The sequence below is a fragment of the Fischerella sp. PCC 9605 genome, from assembly GCF_000517105.1.
Classification (GTDB): domain Bacteria; phylum Cyanobacteriota; class Cyanobacteriia; order Cyanobacteriales; family Nostocaceae; genus PCC9605.
Genome location: NZ_ALVT01000034.1, coordinates 86,069 through 107,957 on the forward strand (window position 1 = coordinate 86,069; position 21,889 = coordinate 107,957).

The window sequence follows — 21,889 nt, forward strand, 5'->3', positions numbered from 1 at the left end:
AGGAAAAAGGCTATTTTTAAGTAGACAGTCAACTTAAAGTAACATTTACCACCTTCATAGCCGGCTCCCAGAAGCGTCTATTTAAGGCGTAGGGAGGTACAAATCATAAAAATGGCTTAAACCTTATACGAACTAAAAATGCCTGAATTGACTGAATCGCCTAGATTACAAGCTCTGTAAGGCTTAATTAAATTGTCGGATCAAAAATGAGCGAACGGACAGTAGGAGTGTACGCGGTTCATGACGGCTACTTATAAATTTTTCAATATGAATATCAAATTTACTAAGTTCCTGTCTGTTTTATCTATAGTTATTGCCTTTGTCTTCTTCTTACCAGGAATTGTTTTGGCAGCACCGGCTAAACTCGATACAATCTCTACTGCTATTGTTGCCCAAACAGCGAAATCATTCTCAGAAACTGATTTTACTCCACAGGTGCGGCAACAACTCCAGGCTGTGCGACAACGCCGAAACCGCGAGATTCAGAAAGTTTTAGATTCATCTCAAGTCGCGCAATTCACTCACAATCTACGCTCTGGTAATAATTTTCATCAAGCTCTAGAAAAACTTCACTTGCAAGGCGATCAGAAGGAAATGGTAGAGGCGATCGTGAAAATTTGTGATTTGAAAATCAAGGCAATTTTATCTCGTTATTCACTGCAAGCAGGAAAATAATTTTTGTGGCAGTGCATATTTCCGAGATGGATAAAGTTAGGAGATGTACAGTAAAATTTGTTGCTATCGCAAAGGCAAAATTGTTACCTGCACTGTAAAAGCGTGTTCAAATTGAGTTTAGTGTTCCCCTAATTTAATCACAGAAAATATAGATGAGTAATCTTCGTGAGCAAATGACATTTTCATAGCCATTTCCAAAATTTTCTTTACCCCTTCGATACTGTTAACATTCAAACCAGCTGTTTTAGCTTCTTCGATAAAGAAATCAGTATCTTTCATCAAATGTTTTGTTGGAAAATTAGGATTGGCATAATTGCCATCCAGCATTCTTTGTAGCTTTTTGTCAAAAGTTGGCGCGTAAAGAGCACTCTGGCGCAGAATGTACATAAACAAGTCTTCATCGATGCCATAACGCTGGACAAAGCTAAGACTGAGAGCGAAAGCTGTTGTTAGCGAAGCAATCAGTTGATTTAAAGCTAGTTTCAGCGCTGCACCAGTTCCTACTGGGCCAACAAGGACAGGCTCTGGACTAAAATGTTTTAATAACTCTAAGTGGCGCTGATATTGTTCTTGATGTGCGCCTACCATCACAATCAATTTACCAGCTTGTGCTTCTGAGATGCTACCAAGTACAGGTGCTTCTAAATACTCACCACCTGCGGCAACTACTGCATCTCGAATTTCTCTACTTTCGGTAGGAGTAATAGTTCCCATTTGAATAACGCTGCGTCCTGCTACAGCTTGCGAAGACTGATCTGATAGCAACACAGTATAAATAGCTGCGGCATTGGTGAGCATCAGAATTACACAGTCAGCAGCGCGAATGGCTTGATGGGGCTTCTCTACTATTTCCGCACCTGCTGCCTTGAGGGGTTCTAACTTTTCTGGGGTGCGGTTGTAGGCAATTAGCTGGACTTTTGCTTCTAACAACTTCTGCGCCATCGGCAGCCCCATTAATCCAGTCCCCAGAAATGCTACCTTCATTTTTGACGTTCCTCTGGTCGAGCGATCGCTTTTTTCGTAAATATTAGACATGGGTTAAGAAAAGTCAAAAGAAATTATTTATCTTTTGACTTTTGACTTTTGACTTGATTTAGCCGCCTGCGGCAAAAGTAACCATAATCATCACTGAAAGTAAAATACCAGGAACGAGTAGCACGATTAACATTAATAGGTCATGGGTGGTCATAATTATTACCTTCTGAATGTCTATTTTTTCACTGTCATCAGTGTTATGTTAAGTTAACTATTCCCCAAGCGAGATTAACAAAATTTTAAATTTTTTAGATTGATGCTGGTTCGGGCATGCTAAATCCCTTCAGTGGTTGAGATATTTCTGTCTCTGTCAATCCTTTAGTTTGCAGTAAAACACTAAATCTGCCCAATCCAAAGGGATCTAAAAGCTGGTGTAATGCATCTCGCCGTCGCAGCAACTCAGAGATTGGCTGCTTTGTATAGGATAGAGACGCAATGCGATCGCCCAAACCCAGTGCCATCAAAAACAATTCTTGCTGCGTCAAACCCACTTTAGTTAATCCGCAGCGTTCACCCCATCGTTCTAAAGCAGTAAAGTCAACATGAGCTGTGATGTCTTGTCGCCCGATATTGATATAGGGGTTATTATGACGCTGATGACGCCAGTAGCACTGTAGCGTCCCTTGCGATCGCCTAGGATTGTAGTAACGGCTGGCGGGATAGCCATAATCTATAGTTAGCACATACCCTCGCTGCAAACGGTCTGCTACTACACTTAACCAATCCAAAGCTGCTAAATTTACCTCACTGCGGTAGCCCTCTGGATAGAGATTTTCTGTAAACTGAATGCCAACTAAATCAAAATATTCAACCAGTTTGGGAGTGGAAGGTTCACCTGTGATTTCTGTGAATGCTTGAGTGGGAGAGGGGGAGAGGGGGAGAGGGAGAAAGGGGGAAGTAGGAGAAACCAATGACTCTTGACTCTTGACTCTTGACTCTTGACTATTGACTCTTGACTCTTCCTGTACAGTCACATAAATTTCCTGCAATTGTCCATTTTCGAGAATGAACTGATGCACTGGCAAAGCATCCACCAATTCGTTAGAAAAAAAGCAGCCAATAATGGAGTCTTCTGGTATTTCTTCTAAACTGCACCAGCGTACTGTAAATTCTTGCAGGCGTTGTTGTTGTTCTTGCTTTAAACCCGGTGACTTTTCTACAATTACATACTCTAGTGCTGCAAAAAAATCTGGATAGCGCTGCTGTACATACTTTAGAATATCCCATGCTAAATGCCCTTGGCCTGCACCCATTTCTACCAGAGAAAAACGCATAGGTTGACCTAAAATTTCCCACATCTGGAAAAATTGCTCAGCCAGCAACTCGCCAAAATCTGCACCCAGGTGAACAGAAGTGAAAAAATCTCCCTGCTTGCCAAGGTTCATTGCCTGAGTGGAATAGTAGCCGTAGTCAGGGTGATACAGTGCCATTTCCATGTATGCAGCGAAAGTGATTCGCTTTTGGGGGCTGGTGGTAATGTAATCGGCTATGGCAGTACACAGCGTTGGATGAGAATCCATAAACTTTGAGATTGAAAATTTTAGATTTGATACGAATAAGTTCAGTACTATGTTGAGTTTTATCAGTTCAGGGTGAATGCGCTTTGCTTTCAGGACATAAAATCGTTACCCAAATAATGGTAATGCTCAAGTAGGTAGATTTACAGCAGTTTTCAATTGAATGTACCATACTCAAACCTCACCCCCATCCCCTCTCCTTAGTAAGGAGAGGGGTGCCAGAGGCGGGGTGAGGTTTGTTCTATTTAGAGGATCTTTTAAAAGTCCTCTTGTCGGTAGCAAAAAGTTTTAGATTCCCCTAAATCCCCCTTTCCAAGGGGGACTTTGATTCCGGTTCCCCCCTTTTTAAGGGGGGCTAGGGGGGATCAATAAGTGCCGAAAATCACAGCCAACCACTTTTCAAACAACCTCTTAAATGAAAACAGCTGTAACTACAGGTAGGCGCTATTCTTGAAAATTTAACTTTTGACTATCGGTCTACCGACCCCATGATGATATCGATACTACCCAAGATTGCCATAATGTCAGCGACTTTCATACCCCGTAGCAATTGAGGCAAAATCTGTAAATTGTTAAAATCTGCCGGACGAATCTTCCACCGCCACGGGAAAACATTATCATCCCCAATCAAATATATCCCTAATTCACCTTTGCCGCTTTCTACGCGGGCGTAAACTTCTCCTTTGGGAATTTTAAAAGTAGGAGCGATTTTCTTAGCAATGTACTGATAATCGAAATCATCCCATTCTGATTTTTTGCCTGCTGCCATCCGTTTTGCTTCTAGGTTTTCGTAGGGGCCGCCGGGAAGACCCTTGATAGCTTGGCGAATAATTTTCACAGATTCCCGCATTTCCCGCATTCGTACTATGTAACGGGCAAAGCAATCACCAGCAGTTTCCCACTGCACCTCCCAATCGAAGTCATCATAGCACTCGTAATGGTCTACTTTCCGCAGATCCCATTTCACTCCAGAAGCGCGTAGCATCGGCCCAGATAATCCCCAGTTGATAGCTTCTGCACGGGAGATGATGCCGATACCTTCTGTACGGTGACGAAAGATGGGGTTGTTGGTAAGTACGCGTTCGTACTCGTCCAGTCTGGGTAAGAGATAGTCACAAAAGTCTTCGCACTTATCTATCCAACCGTAAGGCAAATCAACAGCCACTCCTCCAGGACGGAAGTAGTTGTTATTTACCATACGATAGCCTGAGGCTGCTTCCCACAGGTCGTAAATCATCTCCCGTTCCCGGAAAATCCAAATTGGTTGAGTTGCCAAACCTACATCATGAGCGAAAGTTCCCAACCACAACAAGTGATTGGCGATACGGTTCAACTCCAGCATGATAACGCGGATGTAGCTGGCACGTTTGGGAATGGAAATTTCCGCCAGCTGTTCAACAGCATTGACGGTGACAGCTTCGTTAAACATCCCGGCGGCGTAGTCCCACCGACTTACGTAGGGGATATACATTATCGGAGTGCGGTTCTCGGCAATTTTCTCCATCCCCCGGTGCAAGTAACCCAACACTGGCTCACAATCGACTATATCTTCGCCATCCAGAGTGACGATTAACCTAAAAACGCCGTGTGTTGTGGGGTGGTGAGGGCCCATGTTCAGCACCATCGGTTCGGTGTGGGTTTCTATTCTTGGCATAATCAGCAACCTCCCCTTGACACAGATGATAGGTATGTGCTTCCACCTTAGGCACAGCAGCACGAACTTTACCTCAGTCTTAGGGATTACTGCCAACGGCTGAATATTTTCTTCTCGGTCGCGTAGGATCGATTTAAAAGCGTAGAGTTTGTTGCTCCTATGTCAGCTATATCTACTACTAACCTTCCTCCTTTAGAAAGTGGCGATCGCTTGACTCGCTACGAGTTCGAGCGCCGCTATCAGGCAATGCCGCAGAATATTAAAGCAGAATTGATAGAAGGAGTAGTGTACTTGGCATCACCTGTACGTGCTAAAGGTCATGGTAGACCCCATGCGAAAATGATGACTTGGCTGGGAACCTACAGTGCTGCAACGCCTGGAGTAGATTTGCAGGACAACGCCACCGTACGCTTAGATCCTGATAACGAACCTCAACCCGATGCCCTATTGCGAATTGAACCAGAGGTGGGCGGCAAATCTCGCATCAGTGATGATGATTATATTGAAGGCACGCCGGAATTAATTGCAGAAATTGCTGCCAGCAGTGCTGCGTATGACCTCAACGACAAACTCAATGCCTATCGCCGCAATGGAGTACAAGAGTATATTGTCTGGCAAAGTTACGAAAATCGCCTAGATTGGTTCACTCTTCACCAAGGGCGATATATCTCGCTAGAACCAGATGCAACCGGAGTAATTCGCAGTCAGATTTTCCCTGGATTATGGTTAGCAGTCAACGCTTTGCGAGAGGGTGACATGGCTGAGGTTTTAGCTGTTCTTCAGCAAGGATTACAAACAGCTGAACATCAAGCATTTGTAGAGAAATTGAGGAGATAATCTTGTGCAGGATAAAAATCTGAGCAACCAACAGACAAAGAAAAAGAGTAAGTCGCTTCCTTCTGGGATCGTCATCCGGTTGGGAAAATATGTCTGGACGACTCTTTGGCAGATCATGATGTCGAATCTAGCCCCCCGCAACAAATCAGGAGAGTACATCCGTCCTGCCACTCAGTTCCGGAACTCCATCAGCACAGAAGCAGGTAATCCCTATCAACCAGAAGCGGGTCGCTATCGTCTTTATGTTGGACTAGGATGTCCTTGGGCACATAGAACCCTAGTTGTGCGATCGCTCAAAGGTCTTGAAGATACCATACCAGTATCTATTGTGTCTCCTTCACCGAACGAGGGAATCTGGGTTATCAACCAAGAAGAAGAAGGTTGCCGCACTCTTCCTGAACTGTACAATCTAGCACAACCAAGTTACAAAGGGCGCTGTACGGTTCCCGTGCTGTGGGATATGCAAACCAAGACGATAGTTAACAATGAAAGCGCGGAGATTATTGTGATGTTGAACTCTCAGTTCAACGAGTTCGCAACCAATCCCACACTTGACCTTTATCCGGAAGAACTGCGTGAGCAAATTGACCGTTGGAACGAGAAAATCTACCATGCGGTAAATAATGGCGTGTATCGCTGCGGCTTTGCCCAAACTCAAGTAGCATATGACAAAGCCTGTAACGAACTTTTCGCTACTTTGGATGAAATTGACGCGGCACTAGAAATAAGTCGATACTTGTGCGGAGACAGAGTCACACTGGCGGATGTGCGTTTGTTCACTACCCTATTCCGTTTTGATATAGTCTATTACGGGCTATTCAAGTGCAATCGCAAGAGAATTCAAGACTATAAAAATCTAGGTGCTTACTTGCGTGACTTGTATCAGCTTCCAGGAGTTGCGGACACCTGCGATTTAGAAAGTGTAAAGCGAGACTACTATGGCAACCTTTTCCCACTCAATCCTGGCGGGATCATCCCCTGTGGCCCTGATGTTACAAGTCTTTTGGAACCACATCATCGTGAAAGTATAGGGTTAGGTGTTAGTGGTTAGTGGTTAGTGGTTAGTGGTTGTTGATTTTTACTAATTTCCCCAGTATCTGGAAGCAGATTTTTCCTTCTGCCTTCTCTCAATTGAGCCTCCTGTCTTCTACTATTTTTAATTTTTATTTGCTGATTAGGAAAAACTAATCAGTTTATTATTTTTCTTGCTCGATAATCTAATAAAGTTCCTGCACTAACTCTAGTTCTTCCATTAGTTCTAGAGGCGAGGCTGTGTCGTTTTTACAAAACCATGTAGAGATTCGCTTGGTCTACATTTAGGAATTTCGCTGCTTATACCAGAGAAATACCTCGCTTCAATAGTACTCTGTTTTTTCTTTTTCGATTATATAAGCGGCTAAGTATGGCGAAATGTAAAAAACTGCTTAAGAAATCTCAATATTCTTAGAAAAACGTAACAAAATCAACATAAAGACAAAATCCATCAACACAGCAACTATGCTGTGGCGGATGACTATTGCACCACTAATTTGACCGAAAACTAATTAGATTTAAATCTAATTAGTTTATAACAAATTATGAAAACGGAACAATTTCAAATCTTGCTACGTTTCTTCAAAGCTTTGGCTGATGAAAGCCGATTAAAAATTTTAGCTTTTCTGGCTAACCAAGAGTGCAGTGTCGAAGAATTGGCGGTATTGCTGCAACTTAAAGAACCGACAGTATCTCATCATTTGGCGAAATTAAAAGAAGTAAATCTAGTGACCATGCGTCCTGAAGGTAATACTCATCTTTACCAGTTGGATGGCAATACTTTACAAAGCTTCAGCAAAGAAATTTTGACACCACAGAAGATAGCTTCTTGGGTTGAGGATGCGGATATAAAAGTATGGGAAAGCAAGATACTCCAGACTTATATAGAAGGAGAACGTCTTAAAGAAATTCCTGCGAGTCGTAAAAAACGCTTGGTAATTTTGAAGTGGCTGGCAAACAAATTTGAAGTGGGAGTTCAGTACTCAGAACGTACAATTGATGAAATTCTCAAGCGTTACCATCCTGATTTTTCTAATCTCAGACGGGAGTTGATTAGTTATCATTTAATCCACCAAAAAGACGGGATATATTGGCGTTATACAGAATAATCGAGAGGAATTGTTGACGAAGCCATAAGACAAAGAGGAAAGGATGAAAATAGAGCCGAAAACAGAAGCTTTAATAATTTTTACTCAGCAGTGGCAATAATTTTGCTATATTTATAAGTAGAACAACCAAATTAAACTTAAAATGCATCCTGTAAGACCCCCGAGTTCTCACCAAAAGTTGGGTATCTTACAGGATGAAATTTTATATGCTGTATAAACTTAGTATTCAATAGTTCATGATTAATATTTCATTAATGTGTTTGCGTCTGGAAGTATCACTATTAATATTTCTTTTTGCTTTTACTCGTTCAATTCTGTACCCTTCATAGGCTAGTTCAAAAAATTTATCATTTGATACCATTTCACAAAAACTCTGATACAAATACAGACAGTGTAGAGACGCGAAATTTCGCGTCTCTACAAAATTTATATGTATCGTGATTAACGTGAAATGGTATGAGTCTTCGTTTTTTGGGTCGGAATTGCTCAAAATTAACTTTGCACCTTTACTATATCGAATAGCTGTAATATTTATGAGCGAGTTAACTATATATAGTACAATAGTACTATAACAGTGTTATTTAATGATTTGTTAGGTCAAACAATGGTCGCAGTCAATAAGCTAGTAAAACCGTTTCTGAAGTGGGCAGGAGGAAAAAGACAACTTGTTCCATTAATTGTAGAAAATTATATTCCTAAAAATTATAATTCCCAAACAACCTACTATGAACCTTTTCTTGGCGGAGGAGCGCTCTTGTTTGCTTTGCAACCTAAAAAGGCTGTAATTAATGATAGTAATACTGAACTAATCAATTGTTATAAAGTTGTTAGAGACTCAGTTGATGAACTAATTGATGATTTAAAATCTCATGAAAATAATGAGGAGTATTATTATGCCATTAGAGATTGGGACAGGGAAAAAACTTTTCAAGACAAAACACCAGTACAACGAGCATCAAGAATTATTTTTCTGAACAAGACTTGTTACAATGGCTTATTTAGAGTTAATTCTCAAGGACAGTTTAATGTGCCTTTTGGTAAATATAAAAATCCAAATATTTTAGATGTAGCTGTTTTAAAAGCTGTAAGTAAATATTTGAATGATAACGAAATTAAAATATTAAATTCAGATTTTCAAACCGCTCTTAAAGATGCTAAAAGAGGAGACTTTGTGTATCTTGATCCTCCTTATGATCCAGTTTTGGATACTGCTTCTTTTACTGGCTATGATGTAAATGGATTTAATAAAGATGAACAAATTAGGTTAAAAGATACATTTGATGATTTAGACAGGAGAGGTTGTAAAGTTCTATTGAGTAATGCTTATACAAACTTCATCACAGAGTTGTATGAAGGTTATAAATATACAAAAATATCAGCAATTAGAGCTATCAATTCAAATGCTAAAAAAAGAGGTAAAGTAGACGAAATATTAGTAAAAAACTATGAGTGACTTATCGATTCAAAGACAAAAATCTAAAAATGATATTGCCTGGGAAAAGTTATTTCAAAAATATCATATAATTTGCATAACTTGGGCGGGCAGGATGCCCACCCCACAAGAGATTGAGAAAATCTAATTTGCAATTTAAATGTGCTTTAGCTTAGTAGTTAGTGGTTAGTGGTTAGTGGTTATTTCTCCCCTCCCCCCATCTCCCCATTGCCCCTAATCCCCACTCCCCCACTTTCCCACTTCCTGTCTTCTACTCATTTTCCTAAATAAGCTTCTAAAACTTTGGGATTACGCTGAATTTCCTCTGGTGTACCGTCAGCCAAATTTTGACCTTCGGCAAGTACCCAAACGCGATCGCACAATGACATGATCACATCCATATTGTGTTCAATAATCAAAAACGTCATACCCCCCTTATTCCAGGCGACAATGCGATCGCATATGTCATCAATTAGTCTGGGATTCACCCCAGCCGCAGGTTCATCCAACAAAATTAATTTGGGATTAGTCATTAGCGCCCGCCCGATTTCCAGCAGCTTGCGTTGTCCGCCAGATAATCCACCGGCGTAATCGTCGGCTTTATGCACTAAACCCACCGATTCTAGTACAGCCATCGCCTGTTGTTGCAGCTGCTTTTCTTCTTTGGCAACCACATGAGGTTGAAATTGCAACTGCCAAAAATTCTCACCGGTTTGTTTTTGGGCTGCTAGTAGCAGATTTTCCAGCACTGACAACCGCGACAGGGCGCGGGCAACCTGAAACGTACGTACTAAACCTTGTTGGGCAATTTTATGGGGCTGCAAGTGCTGAATGGGTTCACCATCAAAAATCACTTGTCCTTTATCGGGACGGATGAAGTTAGAAAGTAAGTTAAATAAAGTGGTTTTACCAGCACCGTTAGGGCCGATCAAGCCAGTAATACTACCAGCTGGTACTTGAATTTCAGCGTTGTATACCGCCTTAATGCCACCAAAGCTTTTGCAAAGTCCACTCGCAGCTAATAGGGGAAATTGGGAAGAGTCGTTATTTACCAAGGGTAAGTTCCTCCTTTTTGCCTAAGATACCTTGAGGACGCCAAATTATCAGCACCATCAAGATCAGTCCTATTACCATGATGCGAAATGCACCCAATTGATCGGAGGAAAGGTTTGTGAAAATTTTCGGCAAAAATTCACGGGTGAGGGTATCGTAAGCAAAGTAAATGACTGCACCTAAGATAGTGCCGACATTATTACCGGAACCTCCTAAGATCACCATAATCCAAGCATCGAAGGTAAGCTGCGGCTGGAAATTATCAGGGTAAATAGCGCTAAGTTGCCATGCAAAGAAAGCACCAGCAATTCCAGCGATCGCACCGCCTAACATAAAAGATTGCAATTTATACCAAAAAACATTTTTTCCTAGTGCTTTAGGAACTTGTTCATCTTCGCGGATGGCTTTCAGAATTCGACCCCAAGGCGATCGCACCAAAATTTCCAATCGCCAGAAAACAAAAGCCAATACTACCAGCGACAACAGCATCAAACCCGCTTTCGGATTGTAATTATATAGGGCAATCACCCCAGAAATATAAATTGCCGCTGACAACAGTCCTAAGATAATTCCTATCACTAGACGCGATACAAACTCTTGCTTTTTACTAGCCCGCTTGAGTGAATCCTTCGGACGTATCCAGCGCCACAACCAATAAAAAGTTATGCCAGCAACCAGCGTCAGCACCCCAATCATCAGCAGTTTGACAAACAAATTGGGTTGCAAATTCGCTAGCGGTATAGGATAGCTTTGCACGCCAAACGCCCCAGATATCCAGGTGTCACCTACAGGTAAATCCTGATTGTTAACGATCAGACGAATTACTTCTCCAACACCGATAGTGACAATCGCTAGATAATCTTCCCGCAAACGCAGAGTCGAAAAACCAATTATCAAACCTAACAATGCTGCTAAAACACCCCCAATTAATGCCGCCACCAGCAGAGGGACTCCCTTTAAACTTAATAACACAGTTGTATATGCCCCTAGCGTCATGAATGCCACATGACCAAAGTTAATTAAGCCTGTAAAACCCCACTGTAAATTCAGTCCCAGACTGAATAAAGCAAAAATTGACGTAGAAATTGCTAAGAAAATGAGATAGTCAACCATATTTAGTCAAGAGTCAAGAGTCAAGAGTTAGTGGTTAGTAGTTAGTGGTTAGTGGTTAGTGGTTAGTAGTTAGTGGTAGGTAGTTTATCACTCCCCACCTCCCCATTTCCCCATCTCCCTACCTCCCCATCTTTCCCACTCTCTCGTTAACCACAGCCTACTTTATGGGAAGACTAAATGTTGATTGTACTAGGTGGATGTATTATGAACTTGCTGCGAATCAGAATCCATCATTTAATAGAGCAGTTAGCCGATGAGGAGTTGGAAAGTGTTTGGAATGCTGTTTATGCCCTACATTGTGATTTTTACATGCTCAAAGGCATACAAGAAGTCAAGCGATCGCAGCAACCTTGGGACACCTTAACCCATGAAGAAGCTATCCGATTGTTAACTTTTTCATAAGGGTTAGTAGTTAGTAGTTAGTAGTTAGTAGTTAGTGGTTAGTGGTTAGTGGTTAGTGGTTAGTGGTTAGTGGTTAGTGGTTGTAGAGACGTGCCATGGCACGTCTCTACATTGGTTAGTGGTTAGTCTCCCACTCCCCCACTCTCCCACTCTCCCACTCCCCCACAGCCCCCAACCCTAGAGGGGACCCCTAGCCCCCACTCCCCCACTCCCCCACTCCCTTTGAATATGGAAGTGCGCTATGCGCGGTCTTTTTTAGTAGACCTCAAGAATTTAGAACCAGCTGCCTATCAGCGGGTTTATGATTTTGTCTTTGTTGAGTTTGCAGATAAAAGGCAACTGCATTGCCTGGAACTACGCCAACTTGATGGAGAAGGTATTTTTTACCGCTTTACTCTCGATAATTATTTGGTTGGTATAGAACTTAGGGGTGAAATCGTGAAATTTCTGCGAGTCATACCAATGCCAGATGTGTAGAATCAGCAGTGTGTGAACATTTAAAACTGTATAAGGGGGACAAAGCTTGCTCTATCCTTGGCTTAAACTTGTTTTTGAAAATCACTTTACTTGAGATTTCCCTATGGACGCTACGGCACTTTGGCAACGATACCAGCAATGGCTATATTTCCATGAAGGATTAGGATTTTACCTAGACATAAGCCGGATGGGCTTTGATGATGCCTTTGTGGAGGCGTTACAGCCAAAGTTTGAGAAGGCTTTTGCGGATATGGCAGAACTTGAGAGGGGAGCGATCGCCAACCCTGATGAAAATCGTATGGTTGGACATTATTGGTTGCGAAACCCCGATTTAGCGCCTACTCCAGAACTGACACAAGAAATTGTCAGTACCATAGAGCAAATTGAAGTATTTGCCGAAAAAGTCCACACAGGTGCAATTCATCCCCCCAAAGCTTCCCGCTTCACCGATATTATCTCTATTGGTATCGGTGGTTCTGCCCTCGGTCCCCAATTCGTTGCTGAAGCTTTAGCCCCAGACTTTCCACCACTGGCTATCCACTTTATCGACAACACCGATCCAGTGGGTATAGATCGCGTTTTAACTCATGTGCGAAACCGTCTTTCCAGCACTTTGGTATTGGTGATTTCCAAATCTGGAGGTACACCAGAACCACGCAACGGGATGACGGAGGTCAAAAAAGCCTACGCCGGACATAACTTGGATTTCGCCAATTATGCGATCGCAATTACCATGCCTGGTAGCAAGCTGGATGAACAAGCAAAATCTGAAGGTTGGTTAGCCAGGTTTCCCATGTTCGATTGGGTGGGCGGACGTACTTCTGAAATGTCTGCCGTGGGACTATTACCGGCAGTATTGCAGGGTATTGATATCCGTGCCATGCTTGAGGGTGCGAAAGAAATGGATGACGCTACCCGCATCCCTGAGATCAAAAACAACCCAGCGGCATTGTTAGCCCTGTCTTGGTATTATGCTGGCAACGGCAAGGGCGAAAAAGACATGGTGGTTCTACCTTACAAAGACAGCCTACTTTTATTTAGCCGCTACTTACAACAGTTGGTGATGGAATCCTTGGGTAAGGAGAAAGACTTAGAAGGTAACATTGTGCATCAGGGTATTGCCGTGTATGGTAACAAAGGTTCAACTGACCAACACGCCTACGTCCAGCAGTTACGCGAGGGTGTGCCGAATTTCTTTGCTACCTTCATTGAAGTATTGGAAGACCGTAAAAGTCCATCCCCAGAAATCGAACCCGGAATCACGTCAGGCGATTATCTTTCCGGTTTTCTACAAGGAACCAGACAAGCACTGTACGAAAATCATCGCTATTCGATTACAGTTACCATCCCTCAAGTTAATTCCCGCACTGTCGGGGCATTAATTGCTTTATACGAACGCGCTGTTGGTTTGTATGCCAGTTTAATCAACATCAACGCTTACCATCAACCAGGGGTAGAAGCTGGCAAAAAAGCCGCCGCTGCGATTCTTGACTTGCAAAAACAAGTAGTGGAAGTTCTGCAAACAGAAAAAGCACCTCTGACTCTAGAGGAAATCGCCCAGAAAGCAGGTGCGACAGACCGAATTGAGTCAATTTACATAATTCTGCGTCATCTCCAGGCAAATCAACGGGGTGTAGTTTTGCAAGGTAATCTCGCTCAACCCAGCAGTTTAAAGGCCTCTATCGCCTGATAGATTTAGCACCCTTAATAGCATATTTGGTGTAATATTGTTCACTTGTAACAATATTTCATAATTAAGCATCTTAAATTGAAGTTCAATCTTCAATCTTTAGGATGCTTTTTTAGGACATTGTTTTAGGACATTGTTATGAGTGCAAGAGGAATAGCAATTCGTAAGTTGGAATCAATTAAAGGGGGAATGGCTGAATTCTTCACCCCCCAAGCCAGTCACGAAACAATGCTCGTGCAGATTCCGCCCAATACGGTCGATGATTTATTTGTTCACAAATCGCAAACTGACCAATTACTGGTAGTCAAAGGCGAATTTGTGATTGTAACTTTGATTGATAAGCAATATCAGTATATTCCCTTAAGTGAAGATTATCCCGTAGTAGTAACTATCCCACCAGGAGTGCTGCACGGAGCGATAAATCTCAGTTCGCAGATATGTGTTGTCGTGAATGCAGTGCTGCGTCATCGACCAGTTCAAGAGCGGGATTATATCACCCGTGGGCGACCATTTCCTTATGATTTGGCAGTAGCTACTCAGGCATTGAAAAATCTGGAAGCCAAAATTCAAGCAGCTAATGTGGGATGAAAAAATGCGATCGCATTTTTTTAATGAAACCAAGCATAAAAGCTATTCGTGGAAAATTGGTGTTGTCTCGCCCCTACAGCTTCAACTCCCAGTTCCCTGCTTCCTTTTCCGCATTTTGCTCTAATAGGGCTAGAATATTAACAAAATTAAACTTTGGTGCAGTTAAATATGCATCCATTATTGAAGGTTGACATTTCTCAATTGAGTGTAGCTGAGCGAATCCAACTTGCAGAGGATTTGTGGGATAGCATCCTTGCAACACCTGGGGAAGTTCCTGTGAGTAAGGCGCAGCAGCAAGAATTAGACCGACGCTTAGAACAGTATCGCCAAAATTCGATGCTGGGTTCAAGCTGGCAAGAGATTAAGCAACGACTGGGCTTTTCTCAATGAATTATAAGTTACTGATTAGCCCAGAGGCAGAACTTGATATTGAGGAAGCTTTTGAGTGGTACGAAGAAAGCAATCCCGGACTGGGTTATGAGTTTGTACGTGTAGTTGATAGCTGTCTAGCTGGAATTGGACGCAATCTTTTAGCTTATCCTTTGGTACATCAAGAAATACGACGAGCATTAATTCGTCGATTTCCCTATGGAATTTTTTACCTTTTTGAAGAAGATACCATTATTGTTATTGCCTGCTTTCACGTTAAACGCGACCCACAACAATGGCAATGTCGAAGTGATTGAATGCGATCGCATCTTTTGAGTTCACACCTAACAAAAGCGATCGCTTTTTTTATGAAGGCGTGGTAAGTGCGATCACCTGTATTTAATCTCACCATCTTCCCCTCGCAGCCTGTCTACTACTGATACTTTTACAGCGCTTAGTACAACATTGCATAAGTTCATGGCGAAATTTTAGCACCAAGACTCCGCGCGACGGCAGTCGCTACAACGCTTTGCTGCGGGGTCCCCACGAAGCGTAGGGTTGGGGAGGCAGTGCGTTGCGGAGGTTCCCTCCGTTGAAGGATCTGCCGTGGGAAACCCTCCAACGCGCTGCCTCCCCTCTGCGTTTACCTTTGCTCACGAGTGCCTTTTAAATCGCTACGCTTTTACGTAAAACTGTACTTAGCGTTCTGTTGTAGTGACTAGCGTGGATTTTCAAACAGACTTGATGGTTCCAGGCTTGAAGTTGTGGGCTGATTAATTCTGTTAAGTTAAAATAAATTATATAATTTCATATTTTGCAAATAAATTTTTCAGAATATTCGATGATGTCCTCATCAAGCTAGCCCAACAAACAAACAGATTCTGAACTTGTCTATAAAGACTTTCAGAATTATAAGCAGCTTTTGAGCGAGCGCGGTAGTATTAGAAATACCCTTAAGGCTTGCAACAATCATTTACAAGTCTTAAAAAGTAAAGTAACACCGTATTTAGATTATCCAACTGCGATCGCAGTTGGTATAAGTCTATATGCTCAAATTAGGATAGAAAAATAGCTTGTTCTCTAGCCAGAAGCAAATTTTTGACGGCAGCGGTGCAACTGTTGACTGTCACCGAACAGTTATTAGCTAATGCCGTCTTATATGTCAAGGACTGTCTTCGCCATTTGACGAAACTGCTGTTATGAATTCCAATAACAGAAATTCTACTACCCTAAAAAAGGAGAATCGCGGTTTGGTAATCGATCGCTGGAAGCAGGATTTAAAAAATGACCTGATTGCTGGTTTGTTGGTGGTAATTCCCCTAGCAACTACTATTTGGCTATCGATTACCATTGCCAGCTGGGTCATTAACTTTCTCACTCGCATTCCTAAACAACTGAATCCTTTTGATGGAATGCACCCCATCTTAGTTAATCTACTAAATCTGTTAGTGGGACTGATGGTACCGCTGCTGAGTATTCTCTTGATTGGCTTGATGGCTAGGAACATTGTTGGACGGTGGTTGCTGGATTTTGGTGAGCGAGTCCTACAAGCAATTCCTTTGGCTGGACAGGTTTACAAAACTCTCAAGCAACTTCTGGAAACAGTACTCAAAGATACAAATGGCAAGTTTCGCCGTGTAATTTTGGTAGAGTATCCCCGCCAGGGAATTTGGGCGATCGCTTTTGTAACTGGTGTTGTCAGCAGTGACATTCAAACTCACATGTCCCGCCCCATGCTCAGTATTTTTATTCCCACGACTCCTAACCCTACAACTGGATGGTATGCAGTAGTTCCCGAAGATGATGTGGTTAACCTGTCGATGTCGATAGAAGACGCCTTTAAAATCATAGTTTCTGGTGGTATTGTTGCCCCCAATACACCCCTACCTTCTCTAATTATTACCAAAGACCGTCAATTGGAAGTGTCGCCTATAGAACCAAAACGGCAAGTTTTTCCCGTCGAAGATACTTAAAATCAATCATGTTTAGTTAATAAGCAGGCGTTGCTGATATACTTTTAACTCCATTGATTTCGCTAAAACACTCCTCATACTCCCTCACTTAAACTTTTATGCAACCTCGGAAACCCCGTCAAATCGCCCGTGAATTGGCGCTTTTGAGCCTCTCTCAGCTGCCAGCCAATCCAAAAAAACTAACTGAAGACCAACTACCGAAATTAGTGCTGGCAGCAGTACGCACCTTAAGATCGGAAGTGCAAGATACTCTGGATAATGCAGTTGGCGAACTGCAACGCAGTAACGATCGCCTCTTGAGTAGCCAAACTCGCGCCACTGATGTGAATACCGCAAGAACTATGGTGAAGGAGGCTATCTCTTACACTCAAACTGCAATCAACCAACTGAGTGCAGCAATTGAGTTTCCTGAATTGATTCAGTTAGCAAACCAAGACAAAGAAGTTAGCAGATACGCCATTGAAATTGTCAGAACAGTCGATGAAGAGCGAAAAAATATAGATGAACAAATAGGCACGGCATTAGTAGATTGGCAAGTGACTCGCCTTGCTCAAATTGACCGCGATATTTTGCGAATTGCTGTGGCAGAAATGCTGTATCTAGGAGTTCCTAACAGCGTGGCGATTGACGAAGCTGTAGAACTAGCCAAACGTTACAGTGGCGAAGAAGGTCATCGATTTATCAACGGTGTTCTACGCCGAGTCACGCAGCAGCAAAAACAAACTGTTTAGATTGGTTGGTTGTTGGTTGTTGGTGGTTAGTGGTTAGTGGTTGCTGGTTATTTCCAATTCCCAATGACCAATGCCCAATCAATGCCCACTCTCCCCATCTCCCCACCTCCACACTCTTTTTTGGCGCGATCGCAGCTTGAGATATTTACTTGGTAGTGTGGAGATAAATCATCACTAACACAACTAGCTGCAAATGGCTTTCAATTGGTTTCGTCGTAAATATAATGAATCTCCAGATACTACCTCCCAAGAACAACAGGCAGAAACTCCTGTTGTAGAACCATCTTCCCCAGAATCAGCAGCAACGCCAACCCCAGCAACAGAACAACCAGAAGCGACAGATTTACTGGCATATGCTAAAGCTGCTTACAAAAATATTCAGCAAAAGCAACAACCCCAAGCAGTAGAAACTCCACCTAGTGAAGCAATAGCTGAGGCTGAACCAGAAAAATTGGTATCTGAAGATACTGCCACAACAGCGCCATCACTAGAAACTGAAACAACAGCAGTTGAAGAACCAGCTGTCACAGTTGCAGAAACAACAACCCAAACGCCACCTGCTACAGCAGAAGAAAGTCCAGAAGTTGTAGCCGCAAAAGAGGTAAAACAAGAAGAGATAACACAACCAGCAACGCCTGTATCATTGTTAGAACGGGCAGCAGCAGAACGAAAAGCAAAGCAGGAACGATTAATTGCCACCGCGATTGAAGTCACAGAACTGGAAGAGGTACAACCAGCAGCAGCTGCCACTGCTACTGCAACAGTAACAGAAGAAATACCCGAACTGGCTTTTGATGAAGGATTTTTGTGGTCAGCCGAAGTGCTGGCGGCACAAGGTAGGCGTGTAGAAGATATTTCGATTGAGGAAATTACTTGGCTAAAAAGGCTACGACAGGGGTTAGACAAAACCCGTCGTAACATTGTCAATCAACTCAAGGCAATTGTCGGTCAAGGCCCGCTGAACCAAGCTGGGGTAGCAGAAATTGAGGCATTGCTGTTGCAAGCTGATGTGGGTGTAGAGGCGACAGATTACATCATCAACGCTTTACAGAAAAAGCTGCGCGAAGAAGCTTTGCCACCAGAAGAAGCGATCGCCTACCTCAAACGCATCCTGCGGGATATGCTGGATGAGCCGATTCATAAATCTCAAAAACCTTTGTTTGCCCCCGAAAAAGATACCTTGAACATTTGGTTAATTACCGGAGTAAACGGGGCTGGGAAAACCACTACTATCGGCAAAATCGCTCACTTGGCGCAAAAATCCGGCTACCAATGCTTGATTGGGGCGGCGGATACTTTCCGCGCTGCTGCTGTGCAACAGGTGAAGATTTGGGGCGATCGCAGTGGTGTAGAAGTCATTGCCAATCCGGGTAAGAATACAGATCCGGCTGCTGTAGTGTTCGATGCGATCGCAGCGGCACAAGCCCGGGAAACAGAATTACTTCTGGTAGATACCGCAGGCAGACTTCAAAATAAGAAAAATTTAATGGAGGAACTCAGTAAAATTCGTCGGATTATCGACAAAAAAGCCGCCAACGCTAAAGTAGAATCACTATTGGTTCTTGATGCCACTTTGGGTCAAAATGGATTGCGGCAAGCAGAAGTGTTTTCCGAAGCTGCCAATCTCACTGGTGTGGTATTGACCAAACTAGATAGCACTGCTAAAGGAGGCGTTGCTCTTGCGGTTGTGCAGCAGTTGGGTTTACCAATTCGCTTTATTGGTGCTGGTGAAGGCATCGAAGACTTACGTCCTTTTTCCAGCTACGAGTTTGTCGAAGCACTTTTAAGTGGCTAGTGTAAGAAAGCAGCTATGCAGGAGGCAGCAGGTAAAAAGCTTGTACTGTAAGTTTTTTGTCTGTTCTTAACACTCAGATTATTTCTGCCTTCCTGTACTAGCTATTTCTGCCACACAACACTGATTGAAGAGTTTTTTTCAACACTAATAAATTTAGACTTACTATATCTGATATTATTCAGTTGAATCGCTTGAAAAGAACATACTGAAAAAAGCGTAAGTCCTAAAAGCGTAAGTCCAACAAACTGTTAGTTGGTGATAAAGGGCGGGAAACCTTTGCTAGAATTGCAACTTAATGCTTTCTTTGACCGACTCACAAAAGGTATGTAAAACATTGCTGCAAAAAGTCTTATTTGATGTAAGTTTATTGGAATAGTACTTACAAACTCTTTCCCAGGATTTGCCGATCAATGCCCCCAAAATATTCTCTGAATGTAGTTTAAAGAGTGTAAGTGTAATAACATGACTAAAACATCATCATATCTAATGTTCAAGTGAAATATCTTGAGTTATGATTTTCTTTTGAGTTTTTTAAATAACTTCTATTTCTTAATAGAAGAAGTTCAAGAGCATCTTCTTTGTATAATTTCAAAATGGTAAAACCCCTCATGTACTTTACCCCTCAGTTTCAAAAGCGACTCCTATTTCCCAGCAAATATTTCTCTCTTAAGGTATATGACATAGTAATAAAATTATGAAAAAATTTAGAGCCTTCAGTTACTTAGTAAAAATTACTGCTGTTGATAGATCGGTTTTAGACTAAAAATACATCACTTGAAATACCTAGGATTGATGAAGAAATGAGATCGAAAATGAAAAACTTGTAGAATTTACACTTACGTCTTTCTACTCTTGCTAAACTGACGAATCTTGTCTCAATATGGTTTAGCGATTCCAAACCCAGTTGATTGAAAAGTAATCTCGAATCTGCTTATTGAAGTGAAATAATACCTGTGCTTGTGCCTAAACTGCCTTCTGAACCCACCGACAGTAATACTAGTGCCGCAACAGATGTTACCCCAGTTGTGGCTCTGAAAGAACTCGTGGCAAGGCTGCACCGGGAGCAGAACAAGATCCAAGATTTGCTAAGTTCTTTAGGATTTGCCCTCAGAAGCTTTAACAACTTAAACCAGTTCTTAGAGTTGATACCCCTAATGGCAACAAGAGTTACAGATGCCGACGGTAGCGCACTGTTTCTCTACAAACCCAACGGTCAAGTCAGGCTAGAACAGCTTCACTGGCAGGACAGTCGCCAAAGGAAAGATATCCGCAAAGCGCTAGAAACAGCAAGTAGCCAAATTACACATACGCCAAATACATCGCCGCTAGCAACTACCACAAGTATTTTGGATGCTCAAATGCATCAACATCTAGGGCCGGATGTGCAAGTCTTTGGCACGGCAATTCTGGTCAAGCATGTAGAACGGGGATGGCTTTATGTTTTGAGCCGCGATCCAGAGTATAGTTGGACGGAAACCAGACAAAAGTTAGTCCGGTTAGTGGCAGACCAAACCGCAGTAGCGATTGAAAACGATGAACTTGCTGTAGAACTAAGGAAAAAAGAACGCCTAGACCAAGAACTAGAAATTGGTGCAGAGATTCAACGGCGACTTCTGCCACGCCAATGCCCTACTATTCCTGGTGTAGTTCTGGCTGCACGTTGTAAACCAGCTAATCGCGTGGGTGGAGACTACTACGACTTTATTCCTACTAATCAAAATTTGATTTTGCCGCCAACCGTAGATGCAATTGCGGAACCTAGTCGTTGGGCTTTGGTGATTGGTGATGTGATGGGTAAAGGTGTTCCCGCAGGGCTAATTATGACAATGATGCGGGGAATGCTACGGGGAGAGGTGCTGCACAGTAACACTCCTGCCCAGATTCTCCAAAATTTGAATCGAGTCATGTATGCGGATTTAGAAAATTCCAACCGCTTCGTCACATTGTTTTACTCAGAATACGACCCGCAAACCCAGATTTTGTCCTATAGTAATGCTGCACACAATCCTCCGATCTGGTGGCACGCTGCCACAAAAACTGTAACGCGCTTAGATACTCTAGGAATGCTGATTGGTTTGGATGCTAACAGCCAGTACGAAGATGGTCAAGCCAAGTTAGAACCGGGAGATACAATTATTTACTATACAGATGGCTTGACCGACGCAGCCGCCGCAAGTGGCGATCGCTTTGAAGAAGAAAACTTCGTCGATGAATTCAGCGCTGCTTGCAGGCGTTGCGATACCCCACAGGAAATTCTAGATTACCTGTTTGAACGAGTACAACAATTCATCGGTACTGAGAAACAAAATACCGATGATATGACGTTGGTTGTGTTGCAAGTTGATAGTCAATAGTCATTAGTCACTTGTCACTGGTCATTAGTTATTACAAATGACAAAGGACAAAA

At 42.5% G+C, this 21,889-nt stretch carries 20 protein-coding genes; 15 read left to right on the forward strand and 5 right to left on the reverse strand.

The window, feature by feature from the left end; translation table 11 throughout:
* Nucleotides 1-267: 267 nt before the first annotated feature.
* Nucleotides 268-675: a hypothetical protein gene (locus FIS9605_RS0100840; protein WP_026730889.1), complete on the forward strand. Its 408-nt coding sequence runs from the start codon at nucleotides 268-270 to the stop codon at nucleotides 673-675.
* A gap of 117 nt (nucleotides 676-792) precedes the next feature.
* On the opposite strand, the gene FIS9605_RS0100845 is transcribed toward FIS9605_RS0100840, so the two are convergent.
* From FIS9605_RS0100845 to FIS9605_RS0100855, 3 genes are all read right to left on the reverse strand, one after another.
* Complete coding sequence (locus FIS9605_RS0100845) at nucleotides 793-1,710, reverse strand: NAD(P)-dependent oxidoreductase (RefSeq protein ID WP_269320999.1); 918 nt, start codon at nucleotides 1,708-1,710, stop codon at nucleotides 793-795.
* Nucleotides 1,711-1,958: 248 nt separating this feature from the next.
* Nucleotides 1,959-3,230 carry a class I SAM-dependent methyltransferase gene (locus tag FIS9605_RS0100850; RefSeq protein WP_026730891.1) on the reverse strand — a complete coding sequence of 424 codons (1,272 nt, stop codon included), beginning with the start codon at nucleotides 3,228-3,230 and terminating at the stop codon, nucleotides 1,959-1,961.
* 466 nt (nucleotides 3,231-3,696) lie between these two features.
* Nucleotides 3,697-4,881: an NAD(P)H-quinone oxidoreductase subunit H gene (locus tag FIS9605_RS0100855; RefSeq protein WP_026730892.1), complete on the reverse strand. Its 1,185-nt coding sequence runs from the start codon at nucleotides 4,879-4,881 to the stop codon at nucleotides 3,697-3,699.
* Nucleotides 4,882-5,040: 159 nt separating this feature from the next.
* On the opposite strand from FIS9605_RS0100855, the gene FIS9605_RS0100860 reads away from it, so the two are divergent.
* From FIS9605_RS0100860 to FIS9605_RS0100875, 4 genes are all read left to right on the forward strand, one after another.
* Entirely contained in the window at nucleotides 5,041-5,718 is a 678-nt protein-coding gene (locus tag FIS9605_RS0100860) for a Uma2 family endonuclease (RefSeq protein ID WP_026730893.1), read from the forward strand.
* Between the two features lie 4 nt (nucleotides 5,719-5,722).
* The gene (locus tag FIS9605_RS0100865) at nucleotides 5,723-6,769 is read left to right on the forward strand and encodes a glutathione S-transferase family protein (RefSeq protein WP_026730894.1); all 1,047 of its coding nucleotides are present in this window, start codon (nucleotides 5,723-5,725) and stop codon (nucleotides 6,767-6,769) included.
* A gap of 526 nt (nucleotides 6,770-7,295) precedes the next feature.
* The gene (locus FIS9605_RS0100870; protein ID WP_026730895.1) at nucleotides 7,296-7,859 is read left to right on the forward strand and encodes a DUF2087 domain-containing protein; all 564 of its coding nucleotides are present in this window, start codon (nucleotides 7,296-7,298) and stop codon (nucleotides 7,857-7,859) included.
* Nucleotides 7,860-8,463: 604 nt separating this feature from the next.
* Nucleotides 8,464-9,312 carry a DNA adenine methylase gene (locus FIS9605_RS0100875; protein ID WP_026730896.1) on the forward strand — a complete coding sequence of 283 codons (849 nt, stop codon included), beginning with the start codon at nucleotides 8,464-8,466 and terminating at the stop codon, nucleotides 9,310-9,312.
* 254 nt (nucleotides 9,313-9,566) lie between these two features.
* Here the strand turns inward: FIS9605_RS0100875 and FIS9605_RS0100885 are convergent, their stop codons facing one another.
* Both FIS9605_RS0100885 and FIS9605_RS0100890 read right to left on the reverse strand, forming a co-directional pair.
* On the reverse strand, nucleotides 9,567-10,346 hold the full coding sequence (locus tag FIS9605_RS0100885) for an ABC transporter ATP-binding protein (RefSeq protein ID WP_026730897.1): 780 nt from the start codon (nucleotides 10,344-10,346) through the stop codon (nucleotides 9,567-9,569).
* A complete protein-coding gene (locus FIS9605_RS0100890) occupies nucleotides 10,336-11,457 on the reverse strand; it encodes a branched-chain amino acid ABC transporter permease (protein WP_026730898.1) in 1,122 nt (373 codons plus the stop codon). The genes FIS9605_RS0100885 and FIS9605_RS0100890 overlap by 11 nt, the downstream gene beginning before the upstream one ends.
* 204 nt (nucleotides 11,458-11,661) lie before the next feature.
* Between FIS9605_RS0100890 and FIS9605_RS0100895 the strand changes: the two genes are divergently transcribed.
* The 10 genes from FIS9605_RS0100895 to FIS9605_RS0100940 all read left to right on the forward strand — a co-directional run bounded on the left by FIS9605_RS0100895 (nucleotide 11,662) and on the right by FIS9605_RS0100940 (nucleotide 21,836).
* Nucleotides 11,662-11,859 carry a hypothetical protein gene (locus FIS9605_RS0100895; RefSeq protein WP_026730899.1) on the forward strand — a complete coding sequence of 66 codons (198 nt, stop codon included), beginning with the start codon at nucleotides 11,662-11,664 and terminating at the stop codon, nucleotides 11,857-11,859.
* A gap of 228 nt (nucleotides 11,860-12,087) precedes the next feature.
* Nucleotides 12,088-12,336 (forward strand): hypothetical protein, encoded by a 249-nt coding sequence (locus FIS9605_RS0100900; protein ID WP_026730900.1) that lies wholly within the window; start codon nucleotides 12,088-12,090, stop codon nucleotides 12,334-12,336.
* 103 nt (nucleotides 12,337-12,439) lie between these two features.
* Complete coding sequence (locus FIS9605_RS0100905; RefSeq protein WP_026730901.1) at nucleotides 12,440-14,026, forward strand: glucose-6-phosphate isomerase; 1,587 nt, start codon at nucleotides 12,440-12,442, stop codon at nucleotides 14,024-14,026.
* Between the two features lie 138 nt (nucleotides 14,027-14,164).
* Nucleotides 14,165-14,614 (forward strand): hypothetical protein, encoded by a 450-nt coding sequence (locus FIS9605_RS0100910; RefSeq protein WP_026730902.1) that lies wholly within the window; start codon nucleotides 14,165-14,167, stop codon nucleotides 14,612-14,614.
* 168 nt (nucleotides 14,615-14,782) lie between these two features.
* Complete coding sequence (locus FIS9605_RS0100915) at nucleotides 14,783-15,004, forward strand: addiction module protein (RefSeq protein WP_026730903.1); 222 nt, start codon at nucleotides 14,783-14,785, stop codon at nucleotides 15,002-15,004.
* Entirely contained in the window at nucleotides 15,001-15,300 is a 300-nt protein-coding gene (locus tag FIS9605_RS0100920; RefSeq protein ID WP_026730904.1) for a type II toxin-antitoxin system RelE/ParE family toxin, read from the forward strand. The genes FIS9605_RS0100915 and FIS9605_RS0100920 overlap by 4 nt, the downstream gene beginning before the upstream one ends.
* A gap of 882 nt (nucleotides 15,301-16,182) precedes the next feature.
* Nucleotides 16,183-16,956: a DUF502 domain-containing protein gene (locus tag FIS9605_RS0100925; RefSeq protein ID WP_026730905.1), complete on the forward strand. Its 774-nt coding sequence runs from the start codon at nucleotides 16,183-16,185 to the stop codon at nucleotides 16,954-16,956.
* 98 nt (nucleotides 16,957-17,054) lie between these two features.
* Nucleotides 17,055-17,687 (forward strand): transcription antitermination factor NusB, encoded by a 633-nt coding sequence (nusB, locus tag FIS9605_RS0100930; RefSeq protein ID WP_026730906.1) that lies wholly within the window; start codon nucleotides 17,055-17,057, stop codon nucleotides 17,685-17,687.
* A 193-nt stretch (nucleotides 17,688-17,880) separates the two neighbouring features.
* A complete protein-coding gene (gene ftsY / locus FIS9605_RS0100935) occupies nucleotides 17,881-19,482 on the forward strand; it encodes a signal recognition particle-docking protein FtsY (protein WP_026730907.1) in 1,602 nt (533 codons plus the stop codon).
* A gap of 953 nt (nucleotides 19,483-20,435) precedes the next feature.
* A complete protein-coding gene (locus FIS9605_RS0100940) occupies nucleotides 20,436-21,836 on the forward strand; it encodes a PP2C family protein-serine/threonine phosphatase (protein ID WP_026730908.1) in 1,401 nt (466 codons plus the stop codon).
* Nucleotides 21,837-21,889: the final 53 nt, after the last annotated feature.

What these genes read in the sequence shown, in the direction of transcription:
- FIS9605_RS0100840 (WP_026730889.1), top strand. Translation starts at nt 268, where the DNA reads ATGAATATCAAATTTACTAAGTTCCTGTCTGTTTTATCTATAGTTATT.
- FIS9605_RS0100845 (WP_269320999.1), bottom strand. Translation starts at nt 1,710, where the DNA reads ATGTCTAATATTTACGAAAAAAGCGATCGCTCGACCAGAGGAACGTCA.
- FIS9605_RS0100850 (WP_026730891.1), bottom strand. Translation starts at nt 3,230, where the DNA reads ATGGATTCTCATCCAACGCTGTGTACTGCCATAGCCGATTACATTACC.
- FIS9605_RS0100855 (WP_026730892.1), bottom strand. Translation starts at nt 4,881, where the DNA reads ATGCCAAGAATAGAAACCCACACCGAACCGATGGTGCTGAACATGGGC.
- FIS9605_RS0100860 (WP_026730893.1), top strand. Translation starts at nt 5,041, where the DNA reads ATGTCAGCTATATCTACTACTAACCTTCCTCCTTTAGAAAGTGGCGAT.
- FIS9605_RS0100870 (WP_026730895.1), top strand. Translation starts at nt 7,296, where the DNA reads ATGAAAACGGAACAATTTCAAATCTTGCTACGTTTCTTCAAAGCTTTG.
- FIS9605_RS0100875 (WP_026730896.1), top strand. Translation starts at nt 8,464, where the DNA reads ATGGTCGCAGTCAATAAGCTAGTAAAACCGTTTCTGAAGTGGGCAGGA.
- FIS9605_RS0100890 (WP_026730898.1), bottom strand. Translation starts at nt 11,457, where the DNA reads ATGGTTGACTATCTCATTTTCTTAGCAATTTCTACGTCAATTTTTGCT.
- FIS9605_RS0100895 (WP_026730899.1), top strand. Translation starts at nt 11,662, where the DNA reads ATGAACTTGCTGCGAATCAGAATCCATCATTTAATAGAGCAGTTAGCC.
- FIS9605_RS0100900 (WP_026730900.1), top strand. Translation starts at nt 12,088, where the DNA reads ATGGAAGTGCGCTATGCGCGGTCTTTTTTAGTAGACCTCAAGAATTTA.
- FIS9605_RS0100905 (WP_026730901.1), top strand. Translation starts at nt 12,440, where the DNA reads ATGGACGCTACGGCACTTTGGCAACGATACCAGCAATGGCTATATTTC.
- FIS9605_RS0100910 (WP_026730902.1), top strand. Translation starts at nt 14,165, where the DNA reads ATGAGTGCAAGAGGAATAGCAATTCGTAAGTTGGAATCAATTAAAGGG.
- FIS9605_RS0100915 (WP_026730903.1), top strand. Translation starts at nt 14,783, where the DNA reads ATGCATCCATTATTGAAGGTTGACATTTCTCAATTGAGTGTAGCTGAG.
- FIS9605_RS0100920 (WP_026730904.1), top strand. Translation starts at nt 15,001, where the DNA reads ATGAATTATAAGTTACTGATTAGCCCAGAGGCAGAACTTGATATTGAG.
- FIS9605_RS0100925 (WP_026730905.1), top strand. Translation starts at nt 16,183, where the DNA reads ATGAATTCCAATAACAGAAATTCTACTACCCTAAAAAAGGAGAATCGC.
- nusB (WP_026730906.1), top strand. Translation starts at nt 17,055, where the DNA reads ATGCAACCTCGGAAACCCCGTCAAATCGCCCGTGAATTGGCGCTTTTG.
- ftsY (WP_026730907.1), top strand. Translation starts at nt 17,881, where the DNA reads ATGGCTTTCAATTGGTTTCGTCGTAAATATAATGAATCTCCAGATACT.